Annotated in this window: 17 protein-coding genes and 1 pseudogene; 8 read left to right on the plus strand and 10 right to left on the minus strand. The window is 59.4% G+C overall.

Annotated features, from left to right (window positions below):
* Window positions 1-60 precede the first annotated feature (60 nt).
* A complete protein-coding gene (gene cls / locus PG900_RS07695; protein ID WP_011705220.1) occupies window positions 61-1,542 on the minus strand; it encodes a cardiolipin synthase in 1,482 nt (493 codons plus the stop codon).
* Between the two features lie 97 nt (window positions 1,543-1,639).
* Here cls and PG900_RS07700 point away from each other — a divergent pair, with 97 nt between their 5' ends.
* Window positions 1,640-2,182 (plus strand): DUF1439 domain-containing protein, encoded by a 543-nt coding sequence (locus tag PG900_RS07700; RefSeq protein WP_026080151.1) that lies wholly within the window; start codon window positions 1,640-1,642, stop codon window positions 2,180-2,182.
* A 4-nt stretch (window positions 2,183-2,186) separates the two neighbouring features.
* On the opposite strand, the gene PG900_RS07705 is transcribed toward PG900_RS07700, so the two are convergent.
* On the minus strand, window positions 2,187-2,666 hold the full coding sequence (locus PG900_RS07705) for a GNAT family N-acetyltransferase (protein WP_011705218.1): 480 nt from the start codon (window positions 2,664-2,666) through the stop codon (window positions 2,187-2,189).
* Window positions 2,667-3,094: 428 nt separating this feature from the next.
* Here PG900_RS07705 and PG900_RS07710 point away from each other — a divergent pair, with 428 nt between their 5' ends.
* The 3 genes from PG900_RS07710 to PG900_RS07720 all read left to right on the plus strand — a co-directional run bounded on the left by PG900_RS07710 (window position 3,095) and on the right by PG900_RS07720 (window position 6,772).
* The gene (locus PG900_RS07710; protein ID WP_270831210.1) at window positions 3,095-4,258 is read left to right on the plus strand and encodes a M23 family metallopeptidase; all 1,164 of its coding nucleotides are present in this window, start codon (window positions 3,095-3,097) and stop codon (window positions 4,256-4,258) included.
* 194 nt (window positions 4,259-4,452) lie between these two features.
* On the plus strand, window positions 4,453-5,850 hold the full coding sequence (locus PG900_RS07715) for an alpha-amylase family protein (protein WP_270831211.1): 1,398 nt from the start codon (window positions 4,453-4,455) through the stop codon (window positions 5,848-5,850).
* A 172-nt stretch (window positions 5,851-6,022) separates the two neighbouring features.
* Window positions 6,023-6,772 (plus strand): lytic transglycosylase domain-containing protein, encoded by a 750-nt coding sequence (locus tag PG900_RS07720; RefSeq protein WP_270831317.1) that lies wholly within the window; start codon window positions 6,023-6,025, stop codon window positions 6,770-6,772.
* Between the two features lie 124 nt (window positions 6,773-6,896).
* On the opposite strand, the gene aqpZ is transcribed toward PG900_RS07720, so the two are convergent.
* The 4 genes from aqpZ to PG900_RS07740 all read right to left on the minus strand — a co-directional run bounded on the left by aqpZ (window position 6,897) and on the right by PG900_RS07740 (window position 9,630).
* The gene (aqpZ, locus tag PG900_RS07725; protein ID WP_017766545.1) at window positions 6,897-7,583 is read right to left on the minus strand and encodes an aquaporin Z; all 687 of its coding nucleotides are present in this window, start codon (window positions 7,581-7,583) and stop codon (window positions 6,897-6,899) included.
* A gap of 326 nt (window positions 7,584-7,909) precedes the next feature.
* A complete protein-coding gene (ruvC, locus tag PG900_RS07730) occupies window positions 7,910-8,431 on the minus strand; it encodes a crossover junction endodeoxyribonuclease RuvC (RefSeq protein WP_017766544.1) in 522 nt (173 codons plus the stop codon).
* Complete coding sequence (locus PG900_RS07735; protein WP_270831213.1) at window positions 8,428-8,634, minus strand: hypothetical protein; 207 nt, start codon at window positions 8,632-8,634, stop codon at window positions 8,428-8,430. The genes ruvC and PG900_RS07735 overlap by 4 nt, the downstream gene beginning before the upstream one ends.
* Before the next feature lie 69 nt (window positions 8,635-8,703).
* Window positions 8,704-9,630, minus strand: coding sequence for a Gfo/Idh/MocA family protein (locus PG900_RS07740; RefSeq protein WP_270799343.1), 927 nt, complete (start codon window positions 9,628-9,630; stop codon window positions 8,704-8,706).
* A 186-nt stretch (window positions 9,631-9,816) separates the two neighbouring features.
* Between PG900_RS07740 and PG900_RS07745 the strand changes: the two genes are divergently transcribed.
* Both PG900_RS07745 and PG900_RS07750 read left to right on the plus strand, forming a co-directional pair.
* Complete coding sequence (locus tag PG900_RS07745; protein ID WP_270831214.1) at window positions 9,817-10,350, plus strand: DinB family protein; 534 nt, start codon at window positions 9,817-9,819, stop codon at window positions 10,348-10,350.
* On the plus strand, window positions 10,347-10,781 hold the full coding sequence (locus PG900_RS07750) for a hypothetical protein (RefSeq protein ID WP_270831216.1): 435 nt from the start codon (window positions 10,347-10,349) through the stop codon (window positions 10,779-10,781). Before PG900_RS07745 ends, PG900_RS07750 begins: the two co-directional genes overlap by 4 nt.
* A 75-nt stretch (window positions 10,782-10,856) precedes the next feature.
* On the opposite strand, the gene PG900_RS07755 is transcribed toward PG900_RS07750, so the two are convergent.
* A complete protein-coding gene (locus tag PG900_RS07755) occupies window positions 10,857-11,072 on the minus strand; it encodes a hypothetical protein (protein WP_270831217.1) in 216 nt (71 codons plus the stop codon).
* Between the two features lie 531 nt (window positions 11,073-11,603).
* Here PG900_RS07755 and PG900_RS07760 point away from each other — a divergent pair.
* Window positions 11,604-12,716 carry a DUF262 domain-containing protein gene (locus tag PG900_RS07760; protein WP_270831219.1) on the plus strand — a complete coding sequence of 371 codons (1,113 nt, stop codon included), beginning with the start codon at window positions 11,604-11,606 and terminating at the stop codon, window positions 12,714-12,716.
* Window positions 12,713-13,357 carry an MAE_28990/MAE_18760 family HEPN-like nuclease gene (locus tag PG900_RS07765; protein ID WP_270831220.1) on the plus strand — a complete coding sequence of 215 codons (645 nt, stop codon included), beginning with the start codon at window positions 12,713-12,715 and terminating at the stop codon, window positions 13,355-13,357. Before PG900_RS07760 ends, PG900_RS07765 begins: the two co-directional genes overlap by 4 nt.
* A gap of 134 nt (window positions 13,358-13,491) precedes the next feature.
* On the opposite strand, the pseudogene PG900_RS07770 reads toward PG900_RS07765, so the two are convergent.
* The 3 genes and pseudogenes from PG900_RS07770 to PG900_RS07780 form a co-directional block, all read right to left on the minus strand.
* Window positions 13,492-13,683, minus strand: a pseudogene (locus PG900_RS07770) (IS481 family transposase); the annotation flags it as partial.
* A 70-nt stretch (window positions 13,684-13,753) separates the two neighbouring features.
* Complete coding sequence (locus PG900_RS07775; RefSeq protein ID WP_270831221.1) at window positions 13,754-16,171, minus strand: YgiQ family radical SAM protein; 2,418 nt, start codon at window positions 16,169-16,171, stop codon at window positions 13,754-13,756.
* Window positions 16,172-16,308: 137 nt separating this feature from the next.
* Entirely contained in the window at window positions 16,309-16,677 is a 369-nt protein-coding gene (locus tag PG900_RS07780) for a hypothetical protein (RefSeq protein WP_011705202.1), read from the minus strand.
* Window positions 16,678-16,768: the final 91 nt, after the last annotated feature.

Consider the following 16,768-nt stretch of genomic DNA (forward strand, 5'->3'; position numbering starts at 1 on the left):
CTACGGGGCCAGCTTGGGGCTAGGCAAGCGCAATTCGGCGCCTGCCGCAATTAAGTGATGTCACAACAAGGGGCTGAACAGGTAGAACATGTTCTCCATCACCTTCTTGTACCAGGGACGTGCCCGCCACTTGGCCAGCGACATGGGGGTCGCCTCTATCATGTAGCCCTGCACCAGCTGGGTCATCTCGGCGACGAACACCGGGTTGTCGATGAGCAGGGTCACCTCGAAGTTGAGCCAGAGGCTGCGCCGGTCCAGGTTGACCGTACCCACCAGGGCGAAGTCGTCATCCACCAGCACGCTCTTGGTGTGCAGCAGGCCGGCGTCGTAGCGATAGACCTCCACCCCCGCCTCCAGCAGCTCCTCCATGAAGGCGTTGCAGGCGTAATTGGCCATCAGGGAGTCGTTGCGCGCCGGCAGCACCAGCTGCACCTGCACGCCGCGGGCCGCCGCCGAGGAGAGCGCCGCCGCCAGCGGATCGTCCGGCACGAAGTAAGGCGTGGTCAGCACCAGATGGTGGCGGGCCTGATAGATGGCCAGCAACAGGCTCTGCTGGATGCAGTCGCCGCCGACGAAGGGGCCGGACGGAATGAGCTGGGCCCGGTAGTTGCTCTGGGGCCAGGCCTCCGGCTCGTGCTGCAGGCTGTCGAGCAGCCGCTCGCCGGTCTCCATCTCCCAGTCCCAGACGAAGATGGACCACATCAGCGGCACCATGGGCCCCTGCACCCGGATCATGATGTCGACCCACTGGCCGACCCCGGCGTTCTGCTTGAAGAAGCGGGGATCCACCATGTTCATGGAGCCGGTGTAACCGACCCGGTCGTCGATCACAACCAGCTTGCGGTGCATGCGCAGGTCCTGGCGCTGGAACGGGATGCGCCAGGCCCCGACCGGCAGCACCTCCACCAGCTTGACCCCGGCCTTGCGCAGCTTTTTCGGCCAGGACGAGCGGAAGAAGGTCTTGCTGCCCATGGAATCGAGCAGCAAGCGACAATCCACGCCGCGCGCCGCCACTTCCATCAAGGCTTCACACACCTCGTCGGTGTCGCCGCCCGGATGCCAGATGTAGAACTCCAGGTAGCAGGACTGGGAGGATTGGCGGATGTCGCGCACTATCTCGCGCAGGATGGCTTCCGGCTTGCTCAGCAGCGTCATCCGGTTGCCGGAGAGCATGGGCATGGCCAGCCGGCCCTGGATCAGATCGTGCAGCGGCTGGGCCTTCTCCCCCACCTCACAGCAGTGCTGGGGGAAGAGCCGGGCCAGCTGGCGGATCCAGATGGCGTAAGGGCGGTACATGGCCTGCGCCCGCTCGGCGCGGCGCCGGCCGAGGCGGATCTCGCCGAACAGCACGTAGAAGCCGACCCCGGCAAACGGGATGGCATAGATGAGGGCCAGCCAAGCCAGTGAGACCCCGATGGGGCGCCGTTTCATCACCACCCGAAAGGAGACCCCCGCCACGATCACGGTGTGAAACAGCAGCAGCAACCAGCCGAGGAACTGGGAAAACAGCAGTTGGATGTCGTGCTCCAGACCGTTGATCACGAGAACTCCTTTTACAGACGAGTGAAATGCGGTGGGCAGATCCTGCGAAGCCAGGATGGTATGCTGTAAAACACACCCATTCTATCAGGTCGTTAGCATGATCCTGCAATCTATGCTGCTCAGTCTGGCCATGCTAGGTCAAGGCTCATATGACATCAATGAGCAACAGATAAACCAGTACCTGCAATCCCAGGTGCAAGTGAACAAACAGCTGGAGCTGCCCGGCATTATCAAGGCTCATGTGCAACTAGAACAGAGCGATGTCCAGATCGGGCGCCAGAGCCCGGACACCGCCCGGGTCTATGGCAAGGGCAAGCTCAAGATCGCCCTGCCGGATCAGACCGAGTACGACGCGCGGCTGAACATGACCTATGAGGCGAGACCGCGTTACGACAAGGCGCAGAGCGCGCTGTTCCTCGACAACATGAAGTTGATTGAATACAAGCTGGAGCCGGAGGCGGCGCAGCAGAAGTTCGGCTTCATGCTCGGCATGCTGCTGCAGAGCATGGAGAAGCGGCTGGAGACCCAGCCGGTCTATCGACTCAACGACAAGGATCCGAACCAGGCATGGCTGAAGGAGAATCTGTTGGGGCTGGAGCTGTCACCGGGCAAGATCCACCTGTTGACCAAGCCCCAGTGAGTCGTCAGTTGTAGACCGGGGCCTTGGCCTGGCGCACCAGCAGCTCGATCTGGTAACCCTGTTCGCGCTGCTGGTCATACAGCGAGAAGAGCGGCCCCTCCAGTTCATGCAGGGGCAGGTCGGCGAAGCCAGCCTTGAGGTAGAACGGCTTTTCAAACGGCAAGGCCTGACACACCACAGGTTTGTCCTGCAGATCGTTGCAGGCGTGCTGCAACAGGCGCGAGCCCAGTCCCAGCGACTGGTAGTGGGGCAGCAGACGAAAACCGCACAGGTGGTAGTAATCCTGTTCGTCGCGCAGGCGCACGGCCCCCACCAACCAGTGGGCGTCGCGTACCACGAAGATCCGCTCGGCCAGATCCGGCACATAGTGGGAGAAAGTGGTTTCGTAGTAATCCCTGATCAGGGAAAGGTCTGCATCACAGTACTCTTCGAACGTGAGTTCCATCGCCCGCTTGCCTATCACACCCGTTCCATCCATGGCCATTCGGCCCGGTCCTCATACATTGATGTCGGTCGCAGAGATCCGACCAGATTGACGATATCACGGCTTTTAATAACAAAAAAGCCAATAACCACACCGGGTTGCATAATTTTTAACATGCCGTCAGCCGGTCTGGCCAGTGGCGATCCTATCACGGCAAGCCAGTGGCAGACACTGTTTGCGCCTCTTCCCCGCCCTTTACGGCAGCCCGCCATTTCATGGCCCGCAACTCACTGATTTGGCTCTACAAACCCTTTTCGTCAACATTTGTTAACAAAAAAATGCAGCTCTCCCCCTGTATGAAAAGCCCCATTTGAATAGCAACTTTGGCATTTACCCTTATGGTGAAGCCTTGGCATAGCCTCGTGCTGTTGTTGCCCGCGTGGGTCCATCCCCACACCGACACCTCACCACTTTGCCAAGGAGTTATCATGTCCAGACCGATCCCCTCCCTGCTGATGCTGGCCCTGCTTCCCGCCGCCGGCTGGGCTGGCGACATCCATGCCCCGCTTGCCCCCTATCACTTCACGGCGCAGCAGCTTGCCGCCAGTCAGACCCCGGCCCTCCCCCTGGATGAAGCCCACTTCGTGTTCGGCGCGGCGGCCATGGCCTTCGATCTGCACGACTTTTTGCTGCAGCAGGCGCCCCACCTGCTGCCCAAGGAGGAGGTGATCCTGCACTGGAGCGGCATCACCAGCCTCAACCCCCAGCTGCTGCTGGCCCTGATGGAGGCGAGCAGCCAGCTCATCTCGGCTCCCTCCGAGCAGGCCATGGCGGCGCCGTTCGCCAGGCAGGTCAAGGCCAGGGGCTTTGACAACCAGCTGGAGCTGATGGCGCGCCAGCTCTCCGAGCGCTTCTATCAGGCCCGTGCCCAGCAAAGGCTTATGCAACGCAGCGCCCCCGCCCTGGCACCGCAGGCCGCGCACCAGGCCGCTCTCGCCAGCATGCTGAGCACGTCGGTGCAGCGCCAACTCGGTGAGCAGTGGCTGACCCTGTTCGGCCAGGATGCCATGACCTCCCCCAGGGGCGGCGCAATCGCGCCCGCCGAGCCGCTGGCCGGCGGTCAGTTCCAGCTGCCCTGGCGCCAGGGCTACAGCTGGAAGGCCAATGGCGCCCACTCCCATACCGGCTCCGGCTATCCCTACTCCTCCATCGATGTCTCCTACGACTGGCCGGGCTGGGGTGGCGCCACCTACACGGTCACCGCCGCCAACAGCGGCACCGTCACCGTCTTCTCCCGCTGCCAGGTGCGCGTCACCGCCCCCAACGGCTGGGCCACCAACTACTACCACATGAGCGGGATCTCGGTGCGCAGCGGCGACTACGTGGCCGCCGACACCCCCATCGGTACCTATGCCAGCAACCGCAACGAGGCGCTGTGCGAGGGCGGCTCCTCCACCGGCCCGCACCTGCACTTCTCCCTGCTCTACAACGGGGTGTTCCAGTCCCTGCAGGGGCAGCGGCTGAGCAGCTATGCCGTCAACGTCGGCGCCAGCAACTACGACGACAACTGCAACCGCTTCTGGCTCTACAACCAGCGCAATGGCCAGCGCTACTGCGCCTGGCAGCCGCTCTACAACAACGGGATTGACTGAGCCGAAAGCAGCCCGGTGAAGTGATGGAAAAGTCAGTAATGACGCGGCCTGCGCGGTTTTTTGCAAGCCGTCACAGATCCGCACAGTCCGCTTTGAAAGTGCTCACAAAATCGCCGCCCGGCGATTGCTGGCAAGACAGGCCGGTGTGAGGCTCTGGGTGCCCATCTGGGCACCCAAAACAAGGACTGACAATAATGAAACACACAGCGGGAATCTGGGCGATCGCAGGCATGCTGATCGCTCCTTTGGCACATGCCGACGTCATACTGCACGCCTTCAACTGGAAATACAGTGAAGTCACCGCCAAGGCCGATCTCATCAAGTCTGCCGGCTACAAACAGGTGCTTATCTCGCCGCCCCTCAAGTCATCGGGCAACGAGTGGTGGGCACGCTACCAACCGCAGGATCTGCGCCTCATCGACACCCCCCTTGGCAACAAGCAGGATCTCGAACAGCTGATCGCCGCCATGCAGGCACGGGGCATCGCCGTCTATGCGGACGTGGTGCTCAACCACATGGCCAACGAGAGCTGGAAGCGCAGCGATCTCAACTACCCCGGCAGCGAGCTGCTGCAAAGCTACGCCGCCAACCCCGGCTACTTCGAGCGGCAGAAGCTGTTTGGCGATCTGGGCCAGAACTTGCTCGCCGGCCAGGACTTCCACCCGGAAGGGTGCATCAGCGACTGGAACGATCCGGGCAACGTGCAGTACTGGCGGCTGTGCGGCGGCGCGGGCGACAAGGGGTTGCCGGATCTTGACCCCAACAACTGGGTGGTGAGCCAGCAGCAGGCCTACCTCAAGGCGCTCAAGGGGATGGGGATCAAGGGCTTTCGGGTCGATGCGGTCAAGCACATGAGCGATTACCAGATCAACGCCGTGTTCACCCCCGAGATAAAGCAGGGGATGCACGTGTTCGGCGAGGTGATCACCACCGGCGGCGCCGGCAGCAACGATTACGAGCGCTTCCTCAAGCCCTATCTCGACAGCAGCGGTCAGGGCGCCTATGACTTCCCGCTGTTTGCCTCCCTGCGCGGGGCGCTCGGCTATGGCGGCAGCATGAACCAGCTGGCAGATCCGGGGGCCTACGGCCAGGCGCTGCCGGGCAGCCGGGCGGTCACCTTCGCCATCACCCACGACATTCCTACCAACGACGGCTTTCGCTACCAGATCCTGAACCCGACCGACGAGAAGCTGGCCTATGCCTACCTGCTCGGCCGCGACGGTGGCTCGCCGCTGGTCTATTCGGATCACGGCGAGACCCAGGCCAAGGACGGGCTGCGCTGGCAAGATTACTACCTGCGCAGCGACCTCAAGGGGATGATCCGCTTCCACAACGCGGTGCAGGGCCAGCCCATGCAGCTGGTCGGCAGCGGCGACTGCTTCGTGCTGTTCAAGCGCGGCAAGCAGGGGCTGGTCGGCATCAACAAGTGCGACTACGAGCAGGAGTACTGGCTCGATACCGCCAAGTTCGAGATGAACTGGTATCGCAACTACCGGGACGTGCTCGACCAAAACGCCGTGGTCAACGTGCAGAGCCAGTGGGTCCGGGTCGCCATTCCCGCCCGCAGCGCCCGCCTCTGGCTGCAGGAGTAAACCGGCCACTGCCGCGCGAGGCCGCCACTGGGCGGCCTCTTTATTTGGTCTGTCACCGCTATTTTCTCGGCCGAGTGCACGGGTCGGTCAGGGCGGGCTTGTTCTGCCCGCGCCGTGATGCTTTACTCAACAAGGCTAACGAGGCTGAAGGAGCAAGCCGTTGAAAGCATGGATGTTGATGGGATTGATCCCGCTGTTTTCCCCGCCCGGTTGGAGCCAGGCACCCGCCCCGGCCGAAGTGGTGATCCTCACCGCCGAGCCGCCGGCACCGCCCCCAGCGGCGCCCCCCGTCACCCTGCACACCCCGGGCGTGCTGCCGCCCCCCGAGCCGGCCAGCCCTCCGCTGCCGCCCGGCACCCGCCAGATCCAGGTCTACAAGTCGGTGCAGAAAAACGGCGTGGTGCGCTACTCCGACATGATGCCGGAGCAGGGTCACTACGAGCTGCTGCTGTTCAACGACTGCTACGCCTGCGACCCCGACTCCAAGGTCAACTGGCACACCACGGGGCTGTTTCTCTATGACTACGCCAGCACCATCCAGGCGGCGGCCAAGGCCTATCAGGTGGAGCCGGCCCTTATCCGGGCGCTGATCCACGCCGAGTCCGCCTTCAACCCGCTGGCTGTGTCCCGCAAGGGGGCCATGGGGCTGACCCAGTTGATGCCGGCCACGGCGCGGGAGCTGGGGGTGGGCAACGCCCTGCTGGCGGAGCAGAACATCTTCGGCGGGGTGAAATACCTGGCGGGGCTGCTCAAGCAGTATGGTGGCAACGTGGCGCTGGCCACCGCGGCCTACAACGCCGGTGCCGGCGCGGTGCAAAAGCATGGGGGTATTCCCCCTTATGCTGAGACTCGTGCCTATGTGGAGCGGGTGCAGCTGCTGCGCCAGCGCTACAAAGACATGCTGAGCGCCAAGGGGTTGTAAGCCTCTCCCCTCTTGCCGGCGACCAAGTTACCCTGCGGGCCCTTGCGGCCCGTTTTCGTGCCCGCCAGAAACAAAAAAACACGCCCGGGGGCGTGTCGATACCACACTTTGTTGCCCTGACGGATCAGGCTTTGGTCGCGATCGCGCGATAGGCCAATGCACCCAGAATGGCACCGACGATGGGCGCAACCCAGAACAGCCACAGCTGGCCCAGAGCCCAATCCCCTACGAAGAAGGCCACACCCGTGCTGCGCGCCGGGTTGACCGAGGTGTTGGTCACCGGAATGCTGATGAGGTGAATGAGGGTCAGGCACAGGCCGATGGCGATGGGGGCAAAACCGGCCGGGGCCCGGCTGTCGGTGGCGCCCATGATGACGAACAGGAAGAAAGCTGTCATCACCACTTCACACACCAGCGCCGCCAGCATGCTGTAGCCGCCCGGGGAGTGCTCGCCATAGCCGTTGGAGGCAAAGCCCGCCGCCAGATCGAAACCGGCTTGACCGCTGGCAATCACATAGAGCACCGCCGCTGCCGCAATCCCGCCCAATACCTGAGCGACCATGTAGGGCAGCACGCCGGAGGCCGGGAAACGACCGCCGGCCCAGAGACCAATGGTCACGGCCGGGTTCAGGTGACAGCCCGAGATATGGCCGATGGCGTAAGCCATGGTCAGCACGGTCAGACCGAACGCCAGCGCCACGCCGAGCAGGCCGATGCCGACGTTCGGAAAGGCGGCGGCCAGCACGGCGCTGCCGCAGCCCCCCAGCACCAGCCAGAAGGTGCCCATGAATTCAGCTGCAAAAGGTTTCACTTCTCAACTCTCCCAATGATGGATGAAACGGGAGCCTGCGGCTCACCGGGCCGCACCACGCGGCCGGCGCACATTATGGGAGTCCCGATCGGGCAAGCGAAGGGAAGCGATGAAGGCAAAAAAAACGTGACTTGCGTCACAAGCCATTGATTAACTGAGAGGATTGTCGTTAGCGCCCGGACGAGCTGCAGTATGCGGTGGGAAGGCAGTGCGACAGCTTGTGACTCTGTTGAGGCTTTTGCCGACAGCCGCCGCTGCCAGAGGGGCAACTAGCCGGCACATGGCCGCTTGCCTGAGATTGCCGGTATCAGGCCGGCAATCTCAGCTCAGCGGTAACGACCGCGTACCGCTCCCGTGCTGCGCCCGGCCATCTTGATCAGGATCTGGCGGGTATGGAAGTGGCAGAGCGCCACCCCGAGGGCATCCGCCGCATCCGCCTGAGGGGTGGCCGAGAGCTTGAGCAGGTGAGTCACCATATGCTGCACCTGCTCCTTGGCGGCGCCGCCGGTGCCCACTACCGCCTGCTTGATTTGGGTGGCCGAGTATTCGCTCACCGGCAGCAGGGCATTGACCGCCGCCACGATGGCGCTGCCGCGAGCCTGACCCAGCTTCAAAGCCGAATCGGCATTGCGCGCCATAAAGACCCGCTCGATGGCGAACTCGTCCGGCTTGAACTGGGTGATGATCTCGCTCACCCCGTCATAGACCTGCTTGAGGCGCGACGGCAGCTCGCCCAAGTCGGTGCGGATGCAGCCCGAGCCCAGGTACTCCGCCTTGCCCGCCACGATGCGAATGACCCCGTAACCTGTGATGCGCGAACCCGGGTCTATCCCCAAAATGATGCTCATGGACGGGCCACCCTGGCCATCATGGCGGGGATCCGCTCCCATTTGGCAAGGGCAGCCAGCCGGCCACCCCGTTTCAATACCTGGTTCATCACACTCTGTCGCTCTGCTGGCAGTTCATGGCCGCCAAGATAGCAAACAAGCGCCCGCTTGGCTTGCGCGGCAGCGCCCCCGCCAATCAACTGCGCAGGGATGCGCCATCTCATACAGTGGTCCGGCGATTTTTTCGCCCGCAGCCCGCCGATGACTTGGGCAAACCGGCGCGGCGCTCACCCTCACTCCCCCGCCAGGGTGACCAGTTGCTCTGCCAGCCGGTGGCCGTGCAGGTAACTCTCAATCAGCGCCCCGTCCGCCCGCCCCGCCTCAATCTGCTGATACCAGTGGGCCAGCATGGCGGCAAAGCCCCGTTGGGTAAGCACCGGCTGCCAGTCGTCCGGCGCCAGGGTCTGCACGGTTTTATCGCGGGCCAGAGTGCCCCGGGTGCAGTTTTCGATATGCAGGGAGAGGTTGTCGCCATAGGCATCGATGCGCTCCTCGGTGAGGCCGGCGCTGCGGTTCATGCTGCCGCTCACCGCCACCTGCCCGCTCTGCCAGGCCACGCTCACCCCGGCCAGCAGCTCAGGTTGACGGGCACAGCGCCGCAGTACCGCATGGACCTCCCCATCTGGCACGCCGCCGTAGTAGCAGAGGCTGTCGAGCACATGGATAAAGTCGTCGAACAGAAACGAGCGCGGCGCCCCTGGCAGGGCGTGGCGGTGTTTTTGCCAGTTGAGCTCGGTAAGCGGCTGATTATCTGCAAGCGGCAGCGCCCGGGCCGCGCTCATGGCGGGCAGATAGCGGCGATTGAAGCCGACAAACAGCGGACGGTTCTGCGCCAGCGCCAGATTGGCAAGCTCCTCTACCCCGGCAAGAGTGTCGCACAGCGGCTTGTCGACAAAGGTGGGGATGCCGGCGCGCAGGCACTGGGCGGCCAGCTCAAGGTGCACCGCGGTGGCGGCGTGGATCATCACCGCATCCGGGCCGCTTGCCAGCAAGTCGCCCAGCTCGGTGAAGCACTCGGCGATCCGGTACTGGCGGGCCAGCTTAGCCAATACCGCTGGATTGCGGGTACAGAGCAGCGGGGTGACTCGCTCGTCACTGGCAAGCAGCGGCAGATAGGCTTTCTGGGCGATATCACCAAGACCTACGAGGGCAATGCGCATGGGGACTCCTTGTGGCGGCGGGTTATGGGCGCCGTTTTATCCTGCAACGGCTGACAGGGTAGCATCCCCGCCGACCCGGACACAGCCGATGGCTGCCCCCCCCCGCCCTATGCTCGGGGAGTGTCATTTTTGGCTCCATCTGGCTAAGATTCCCGCTTTTGGACATAAGACGCGCCAAGGAGTGCCATGCCAACCTCAACCCTGCTCTCGCTGTTTCGCTACAAGGCCTGGGCCGATGGCGAACTGCTGGATGCCCTCGCCACCCTGGATGCCGCGCAATATGGCGAGGCTCATCACACGGCTCTGCGCATCTTCAACCATATCCATGTGGTTGATGCCATCTTCAAGGCCAATCTGCTGGGGGAACGGCACGGCTTTACCGCCACCAATACCCCGGAGACGCCGACCCTGGCGATGCTGCGCAGCGCCATCGGCCAGCTGGATGCCTGGTATCTGGATTACGTCGCCGGCCTGAGCCAGGCAGATGGCGAGGCCATGCTCTCGTTCAACTTCGTGGATGGCGACAAGGGGCAGATGAGCCGCGCCGAGATGCTGCTGCATCTGGTGACCCACGGCGGCTATCACAGGGGGGCGATCGGGCGCATTCTGGTGCAGTGCGGCATCACGCCGCCGCGCGATACCCTGACCACCTTTTTGCATCGCAGCGAACCCGAGCGACGGGGCCATGCTGCCCTTGCAGATGGCGAGGCCCGCCTATGAAGCACGCCTGTCTGCGGCTCGCACCGCTACTGCTGATCGGGCTGCTAAGCGGCTGCGCCGCCGCCATCGATCACTACTCGGGGCGCTTTCGCAACACCCTGATATCAGGGGAAACCCGCACGACCATTCGCGCCGAGCTGGGCGAGCCCCAGGGTTGTCAGCAGGCCGCCTTTCTGACCGAGGACAAGGTGCAGGGTTGCGATCGCTTTACCGTGCTCGGCAAGATCCACAAGCGCGCTGACGGCAATGGCCAGGCCACGGCGAGCGCCGTGACCATGGGGCTGGGGGAGCTGATCCTGATACCCATGACAGTGGCCGGCGTGGCGGCGGATTACACCCAGCGCCACACCCTCACCGTCTATTACGATCGGGACGATCACTATCTGTTCCACACCCTGCTCAATGCCAAGGGGCAGGAAGTGTGGCAATAAGGGGCGATAAAGCGGAACGCTTTGCTGCCCCCTGGCCAGGTGGCAGCAGTTTGCCGGGTGACTAGCGAAATACAGTCAAGATTGCTCCCGGCGATCCAGCCACTTGCCTATCCTTGCCCCCAGCTCGGAGCAGACCAGCGCCGTCACGGCGGCCCAGAGCATCTGGCCGCCATCAAAACCCGCCTGCTTTTCAAAGAAAACAGGCACCAGCAGATTGAAGCCGATGATCCCGAGCAGCAGCCCAAGGCCGCTGCCCACCTTCTCCCTGCGGGATCGCGCTTTTATTGCCATCTGATTGCTCCTGTTGGAGTGAGATAAAGGGGCACGGATCGCTCCTGCCAAAACATCCCCGGCAAGATAACAAAGCCTCCCCCGATAGGGACAGCCATCTTTTTGGGGGATGAAAATAGCCACATATGCCCTTCCAAATCCATTTGCTGATCCAGTTCAAAAAACGATGAGATTCTGATGGTTACAGCATTTTAAGGCTCGCTCAGACAGTTTCGTTTGGCTTACCATAGCCATCCAGAACCTGTTGAACTGCGATGGGTTGCTGCCCTCGCTGGTCAATGGAGCATATTGGAAGCTGTAATCCACGGGCGGTAGCGTGATATTTGGTGGTGTTATGTCTCACCCAGAGAAGTGGGCGTCCCAGATTTCTCGTCCGATTTCCCAGTGACCCCAGTTTTAATTGAAAATGTGGGTGATGTCATATGCCTATACATTTAAAAATAAAATTACATTTATTTGTAATTATTACTTGTGTAATATACCACATGGTGAGCCAGTCAAATTTATGTATAAAATCTAAGGTGCGCATATATGTCATTAATTGATGAAGTAAATGAAAGAAGAAAAGAAATTCGTACAGATGGTTACTCTATATCTATTGGTGAATGGTTATCATTATATGAGAATGGAGAGGTGGATATTCATCCGGAGTTTCAAAGAATATATAGATGGTCTGAAGCTCAAAAAACAAACCTTATCGAATCCATCCTATTGGGAATCCCTGTCCCTCCAATATTTGTAAGCCAAAGAACTGATGGTGTTTGGGATGTAGTAGATGGCTTACAGAGACTTTCTACTATTTATCAATTTATTGGTCAGTTGAAAGATGAGGATGGTAAGAAGATTCCTCCATTAGTCTTATCCGGTACAAAATACTTGCCAAGCTTGGAGGGTAAAAAATGGGAAGGAGAAGAGCATATAGGTGATGAAGATCCAAATTCTATTGGGCAAAACCTGAGGCTTACAATTAAACGTTCAAAACTCAATGTGAGCATAATACTCAAAGAGAGTGATGAGACTGCAAAATATGACTTATTCCAACGTCTAAACACGGGAGGATCAAGACTTAGTGCGCAAGAAGTAAGAAATTGCATTTTGGTAATGCTAAATAAAGAGTTTTATTTCTGGTTGGTAGAGTTAGCAAGCTTCGATAAATTTGTAGAGTGCACTGCGCTGAGTGACAGAACAATCAATGAAGCCTATAACATTGAATTGGTTTTAAGGTTTGTTATATTTTCTTTGATCGATCCTAGAGACTTGGAGTCCATGGGTGATGTTGGTGTATTTATTACAGAGAAAATGCGAGATATATGCACAGATAAAGATTTTGATACTGCACTATGGGGTAGATTGTTCCGGCAAACATTTACTATTCTTTCAGACACTTGTGCTGACAATGCCTTCAAACGATTTAATATAAACAAACAAAAATTCTCAGGTGGTTTTCTTGTCTCTCAATACGAAGTTGTATCATATGGTCTCGCCTATAACATTTCAAATGATAGCTATGATGATGATATCGAGCGTAGAGTATCAAGTCTTTGGGAAAATAAAGAGTTTACCGATTGGTCTGGCTCTGGAATGACAGCTACAAGACGTCTCCCTCACCTTATTCCATTAGGGAGGGAGGTATTTAAAAAATGATAAGAACCAAAGAGGAACTTATTGATAAAATAGCTGGTGATTACATTTGGAGGTTGAGGGAAATAAACGAGATGAAAAATCTCATTCAAACAGATAAAGCCTCTGCGCTACAAAAAAAAGTGCTTTGTCGTGCGGGGGTGTCACTGATGTATGCACACTGGGAGGGGTTTGTAAAAAAAACGGGAACGTATTTTCTTGAATATGTCTCTTCGCAGAGACATTGTATTAGTGAATTAAGGAGCAACTTTGTTACATTGATTGTAAAAGGAAGAATAGATAGTGCGCATGATTCGAAAAAATATTCAGCTTTTGATGAAGTGACGAAATACATTCTATTTAATCAGAACAGCCGGGCACGTATACCAGTAAAAAACGTTGTGGATACACAGTCAAATCTTTCAACCACAGTACTCAAAGAAATACTTTGGTGTTTAGGGTTCGACTATGCTTTATTTGAATCAAAAGAGAAACTAATAGACCAGAAGTTAGTAAGCAGAAGGAATCATATTGCCCATGGGCAAGAGATTGAAATCGGGTTGGATGATTTCTCCGAAATGGCAGATGAGGTTTTAGGGCTTATGACAACTTTCAGGAACATGCTGGAAAACAGTACTGTCACTGAAAGCTATAGAGCAGCTTGACATTTCATCATATGACCTTAGCTCAAAATATTTGTTTTTTATTATTAATATGTGTGCACTAATTATATTGGCTGTACAGATACAATTTTCATCTGACACCGGTCTCAAACCGGTGTCTTGTTTACACCCTTTATTTAAGAGCACACTTCCTTCGGTATCAATTTCAGACCCTTTTTAAACATCCTGTAAGATATCTCTTCCTCCATAATCTTGCCCACATGTATCCGCAGAGTGTTGTAGTGCCCAAGGTAGCTGTCCAAGTCTGTTTGCATCTGCTTCACCGACTCATACTGTGAGTCGTTACGGTAAACTGGCCTCCCTTTCACTATCTGTAAAGAAATAAAAAGGCGACCAGATGGTCGCCTTTTTATTTCTATCGCTTTACAGTCAGGAAACTCACCGCGCCGGTCGCTTGGCACCATTCCCTTTTGCCGCGGGCTTGCCGCCTTGAATGGCAGGTTTAGCGCCAGGCTTGGCAGAGCCGGCGCGGGTCGGGGTCTTGCCCTTGTGAGCGGATTTGCCAGCCGGCTTACCCTGAGCGGCACCCTGCCCACCACCCTGTGCGGCAGACTTGCCGTTGCCCGAGCCTTTCTGGAGCTGAGAACCCACCGGTTTGCCATTGCCAGCCTTGCCGCCGTTTCGGCTGGCCGCCGAGGCATTGGCTGCACCGGCCTCGCTGCGGGTGGCCTTGTTGCCCGACCCGTTGCTGCGCTGGTGAGTGATGGCACTGTGGCGGGTCAACGCAGGTTTCAGGCCCTTGCTGCGACTGCGCTCGGCCTTGGCTTCGCCACGGCCTTCCGGCGGTACCAGGCAGTCGGGACCGTTACCGATCAAGTGGCCCTTGCCCATCTCCAGCAGGGCTTCGCGGATCATCGGCCAGCCGGCCGGATCGTGATAGCGCAGCAGCGCCTTGTGCAGGCGACGGCGACGCTCCCCTTTCACTACGAACACGTCCCCGCCCTGGCGGCTCACCTTGTTGAGCGGGTTTTTCTCGGTGTAATACATGGTGGTGGCATTGGCGAGCGGCGACGGGTAGAAGTTTTGCACCTGATCGAGCTTGAAGCGGTTGGACTTGATCCAGAGCGCCATGTTCACCATGTCTTCATCCGTGGTGCCCGGGTGGGCGGAGATGAAGTAGGGGATCAGGTACTGCTGCTTGCCCGCCTCTTTGGAGTACTTGTCGAACAGCTCCTTGAAGCTGTAGTAGCTGCCCATGCCCGGCTTCATCATCTTGGAGAGCGGGCCCTCTTCGGTGTGTTCCGGCGCGATCTTGAGGTAGCCGCCGACGTGGTACTTGGCCAGCTCCTTGATGTAGCGCGGATCTTCCACCGCGATGTCGTAACGCACCCCGGAGGCGATCAGGATCTTCTTGATGCCCTTGAGGTCACGCGCCTTGCGATAGAGGTTGATGGTCGGGCTGTGGTCGGTGTCCATGTGCGGGCAGATGGTCGGCCAGACGCAGGAGGCGCGCCGACAAGTCTGCTCGGCCTTGGGGCTCTTGCAGCGCAACTTGTACATGTTGGCGGTGGGGCCGCCCAGATCCGAGATGACGCCGGTGAAGCCCGGCACCTTGTCGCGGATCTCTTCGATTTCTTTCAAGATCGACTCTTCCGAGCGGCTCTGGATGATTCGCCCTTCGTGCTCGGTGATGGAGCAGAAGGAGCAGCCGCCGAAGCAGCCGCGCATGATGTTGACCGAGGTCTTGATCATGTCGTAGGCCGGGATCTTCTCGTTGCCATAGGCCGGGTGCGGCACCCGCTGGTAAGGCAGGCCGAACACCCCGTCCATCTCGTCGGTTTCGAGCGGGAAGGCGGGCGGGTTGACCCAGATGATGCGATCGCCGTGGGCCTGAGAGAGGGCGCGGGCGCAACCCGGGTTGGTCTCGTGGTGCAGGATGCGCGACGCGTGGGCGTAGAGCACCTTGTCTTCCTTCACCCGCTCGAACGCCGGCAGCTTGACGTAGGTTTGCTCCCACGGTTTTTGCTTGGGCGGTTGCACCAGGATGGGCTTGGCCTCCTGCGCAGCCGGAGCGGTACCTTCATCGTCCGCGCAGGGCGCCCCTTCCATATAGGGGTTGGGGATGGGATCGATGCGGCCAATCTGGTCGAGCTTGCTCGAATCCACCCCGCGCCAGCCCGGCAGCGGCTCCTTGCGGATCACCGCGGTGCCGCGAATGTCCTGCATGGTATCGATGGTCTCGCCGCCTGCGATGCGGTGAGCCACCTCGATCAGCGGCCGCTCGGCGTTGCCGTAGATGAGGATGTCGGCCTTGGCATCGATCAGGATGGAGCGACGGATGGTCTCGGACCAGTAGTCGTAGTGGGCGATGCGGCGCAGGGATGCCTCGATACCGCCGATGACCACCGGGACCTCTTTATAGGCCTCTTTGCAGCGCTGGGTATAGACCAGGGTGGCGCGGTCCGGCCGCTTGCCGCCCACATCCCCCGGGGTGTAGGCGTCGTCGTGGCGCAGCTTCTTGTCGGCGGTGTAGCGGTTGATCATGGAGTCCATGTTGCCCGCCGTCACCCCGTAGAAGAGGTTGGGCTTGCCAAGGCGCATGAAGTCATCTTTCGATGACCAGTCTGGCTGGGCGATGATGCCGACCCGAAATCCCTGGGATTCGAGCATGCGGCCAATGACCGCCATGCCGAAGCTCGGGTGATCCACGTAGGCGTCGCCTGTCACCAGCACGATGTCGCAGCTGTCCCAGCCAAGCTTGTCCATCTCCGCGCGGGACATGGGCAGGAAGGGCGCCGTGCCGTAGCACTCGGCCCAGTAACGGGGATAGGAGAAGAGGTTGGTAACCGGCTGCATTTTGACCACCTGGAACAATTCGGGTCGCGCATTATACCGGCAGAGCAAGGCGGGGGCGACGGCTTTTTGCCCCTACGATAGATGCGGAAAAGGCGAGCCAGCGGGGCTCGCCTGAAAAGTGCAGGTCAATTGTCGGCTCAGGCCAGGACGCGGGCCAGCACGATGCGGTTGTAGTGGCGCTGCAGCAACTGATAGCCGCCCAGCAGGCACCAGACCAGGGCGGGCGCCAGGAACACCGGGTGGGTGGCCAGGCGCAGCATCAGCAGGCCCAGCAGGATCAGCGCGAACGGCCTGCTCTCGTAGAGCCACAGCGGCCAGCCCTGCTTTCGCAACTGCTGCTTGTCGGGCCGGCGATAGGCGCCACGTCGAAACCAGGCCAGCGAACCGGCCAGATAGAATGCCAACCCGGCCAGCAACAGCCCCGGCTGATCGGCAATCCCCAACAACAGCAAACCGCTGCCCATGTAGGCAAAGGGCAGCGGTTCATAAATGGCTGATGGCAACATAGCTCACCTCAACGTTAAACTGGCTATATATTAACCCGCTTACCCGAGGATGCCATCAGCTTGCAGTGCTTTTCACCTATATGGGTGTAGG

It is taken from the genome of Aeromonas sp. QDB03 (genome assembly GCF_027707985.1).
In the GTDB taxonomy this organism is placed as follows: Bacteria; Pseudomonadota; Gammaproteobacteria; order Enterobacterales; family Aeromonadaceae; genus Aeromonas; species Aeromonas hydrophila.

Coding starts and splice junctions, on each gene's coding strand:
- PG900_RS07750 (WP_270831216.1), top strand. CDS start 10,347: ATGAAGCACGCCTGTCTGCGGCTCGCACCGCTACTGCTGATCGGGCTG.
- PG900_RS07745 (WP_270831214.1), top strand. CDS start 9,817: ATGCCAACCTCAACCCTGCTCTCGCTGTTTCGCTACAAGGCCTGGGCC.
- PG900_RS07775 (WP_270831221.1), bottom strand. CDS start 16,171: ATGCAGCCGGTTACCAACCTCTTCTCCTATCCCCGTTACTGGGCCGAG.
- PG900_RS07710 (WP_270831210.1), top strand. CDS start 3,095: ATGTCCAGACCGATCCCCTCCCTGCTGATGCTGGCCCTGCTTCCCGCC.
- PG900_RS07780 (WP_011705202.1), bottom strand. CDS start 16,677: ATGTTGCCATCAGCCATTTATGAACCGCTGCCCTTTGCCTACATGGGC.
- PG900_RS07760 (WP_270831219.1), top strand. CDS start 11,604: ATGTCATTAATTGATGAAGTAAATGAAAGAAGAAAAGAAATTCGTACA.
- PG900_RS07700 (WP_026080151.1), top strand. CDS start 1,640: ATGATCCTGCAATCTATGCTGCTCAGTCTGGCCATGCTAGGTCAAGGC.
- PG900_RS07755 (WP_270831217.1), bottom strand. CDS start 11,072: ATGGCAATAAAAGCGCGATCCCGCAGGGAGAAGGTGGGCAGCGGCCTT.
- PG900_RS07705 (WP_011705218.1), bottom strand. CDS start 2,666: ATGGCCATGGATGGAACGGGTGTGATAGGCAAGCGGGCGATGGAACTC.
- ruvC (WP_017766544.1), bottom strand. CDS start 8,431: ATGAGCATCATTTTGGGGATAGACCCGGGTTCGCGCATCACAGGTTAC.
- PG900_RS07715 (WP_270831211.1), top strand. CDS start 4,453: ATGAAACACACAGCGGGAATCTGGGCGATCGCAGGCATGCTGATCGCT.
- PG900_RS07765 (WP_270831220.1), top strand. CDS start 12,713: ATGATAAGAACCAAAGAGGAACTTATTGATAAAATAGCTGGTGATTAC.
- PG900_RS07720 (WP_270831317.1), top strand. CDS start 6,023: ATGTTGATGGGATTGATCCCGCTGTTTTCCCCGCCCGGTTGGAGCCAG.
- PG900_RS07740 (WP_270799343.1), bottom strand. CDS start 9,630: ATGCGCATTGCCCTCGTAGGTCTTGGTGATATCGCCCAGAAAGCCTAT.
- PG900_RS07735 (WP_270831213.1), bottom strand. CDS start 8,634: ATGAGATGGCGCATCCCTGCGCAGTTGATTGGCGGGGGCGCTGCCGCG.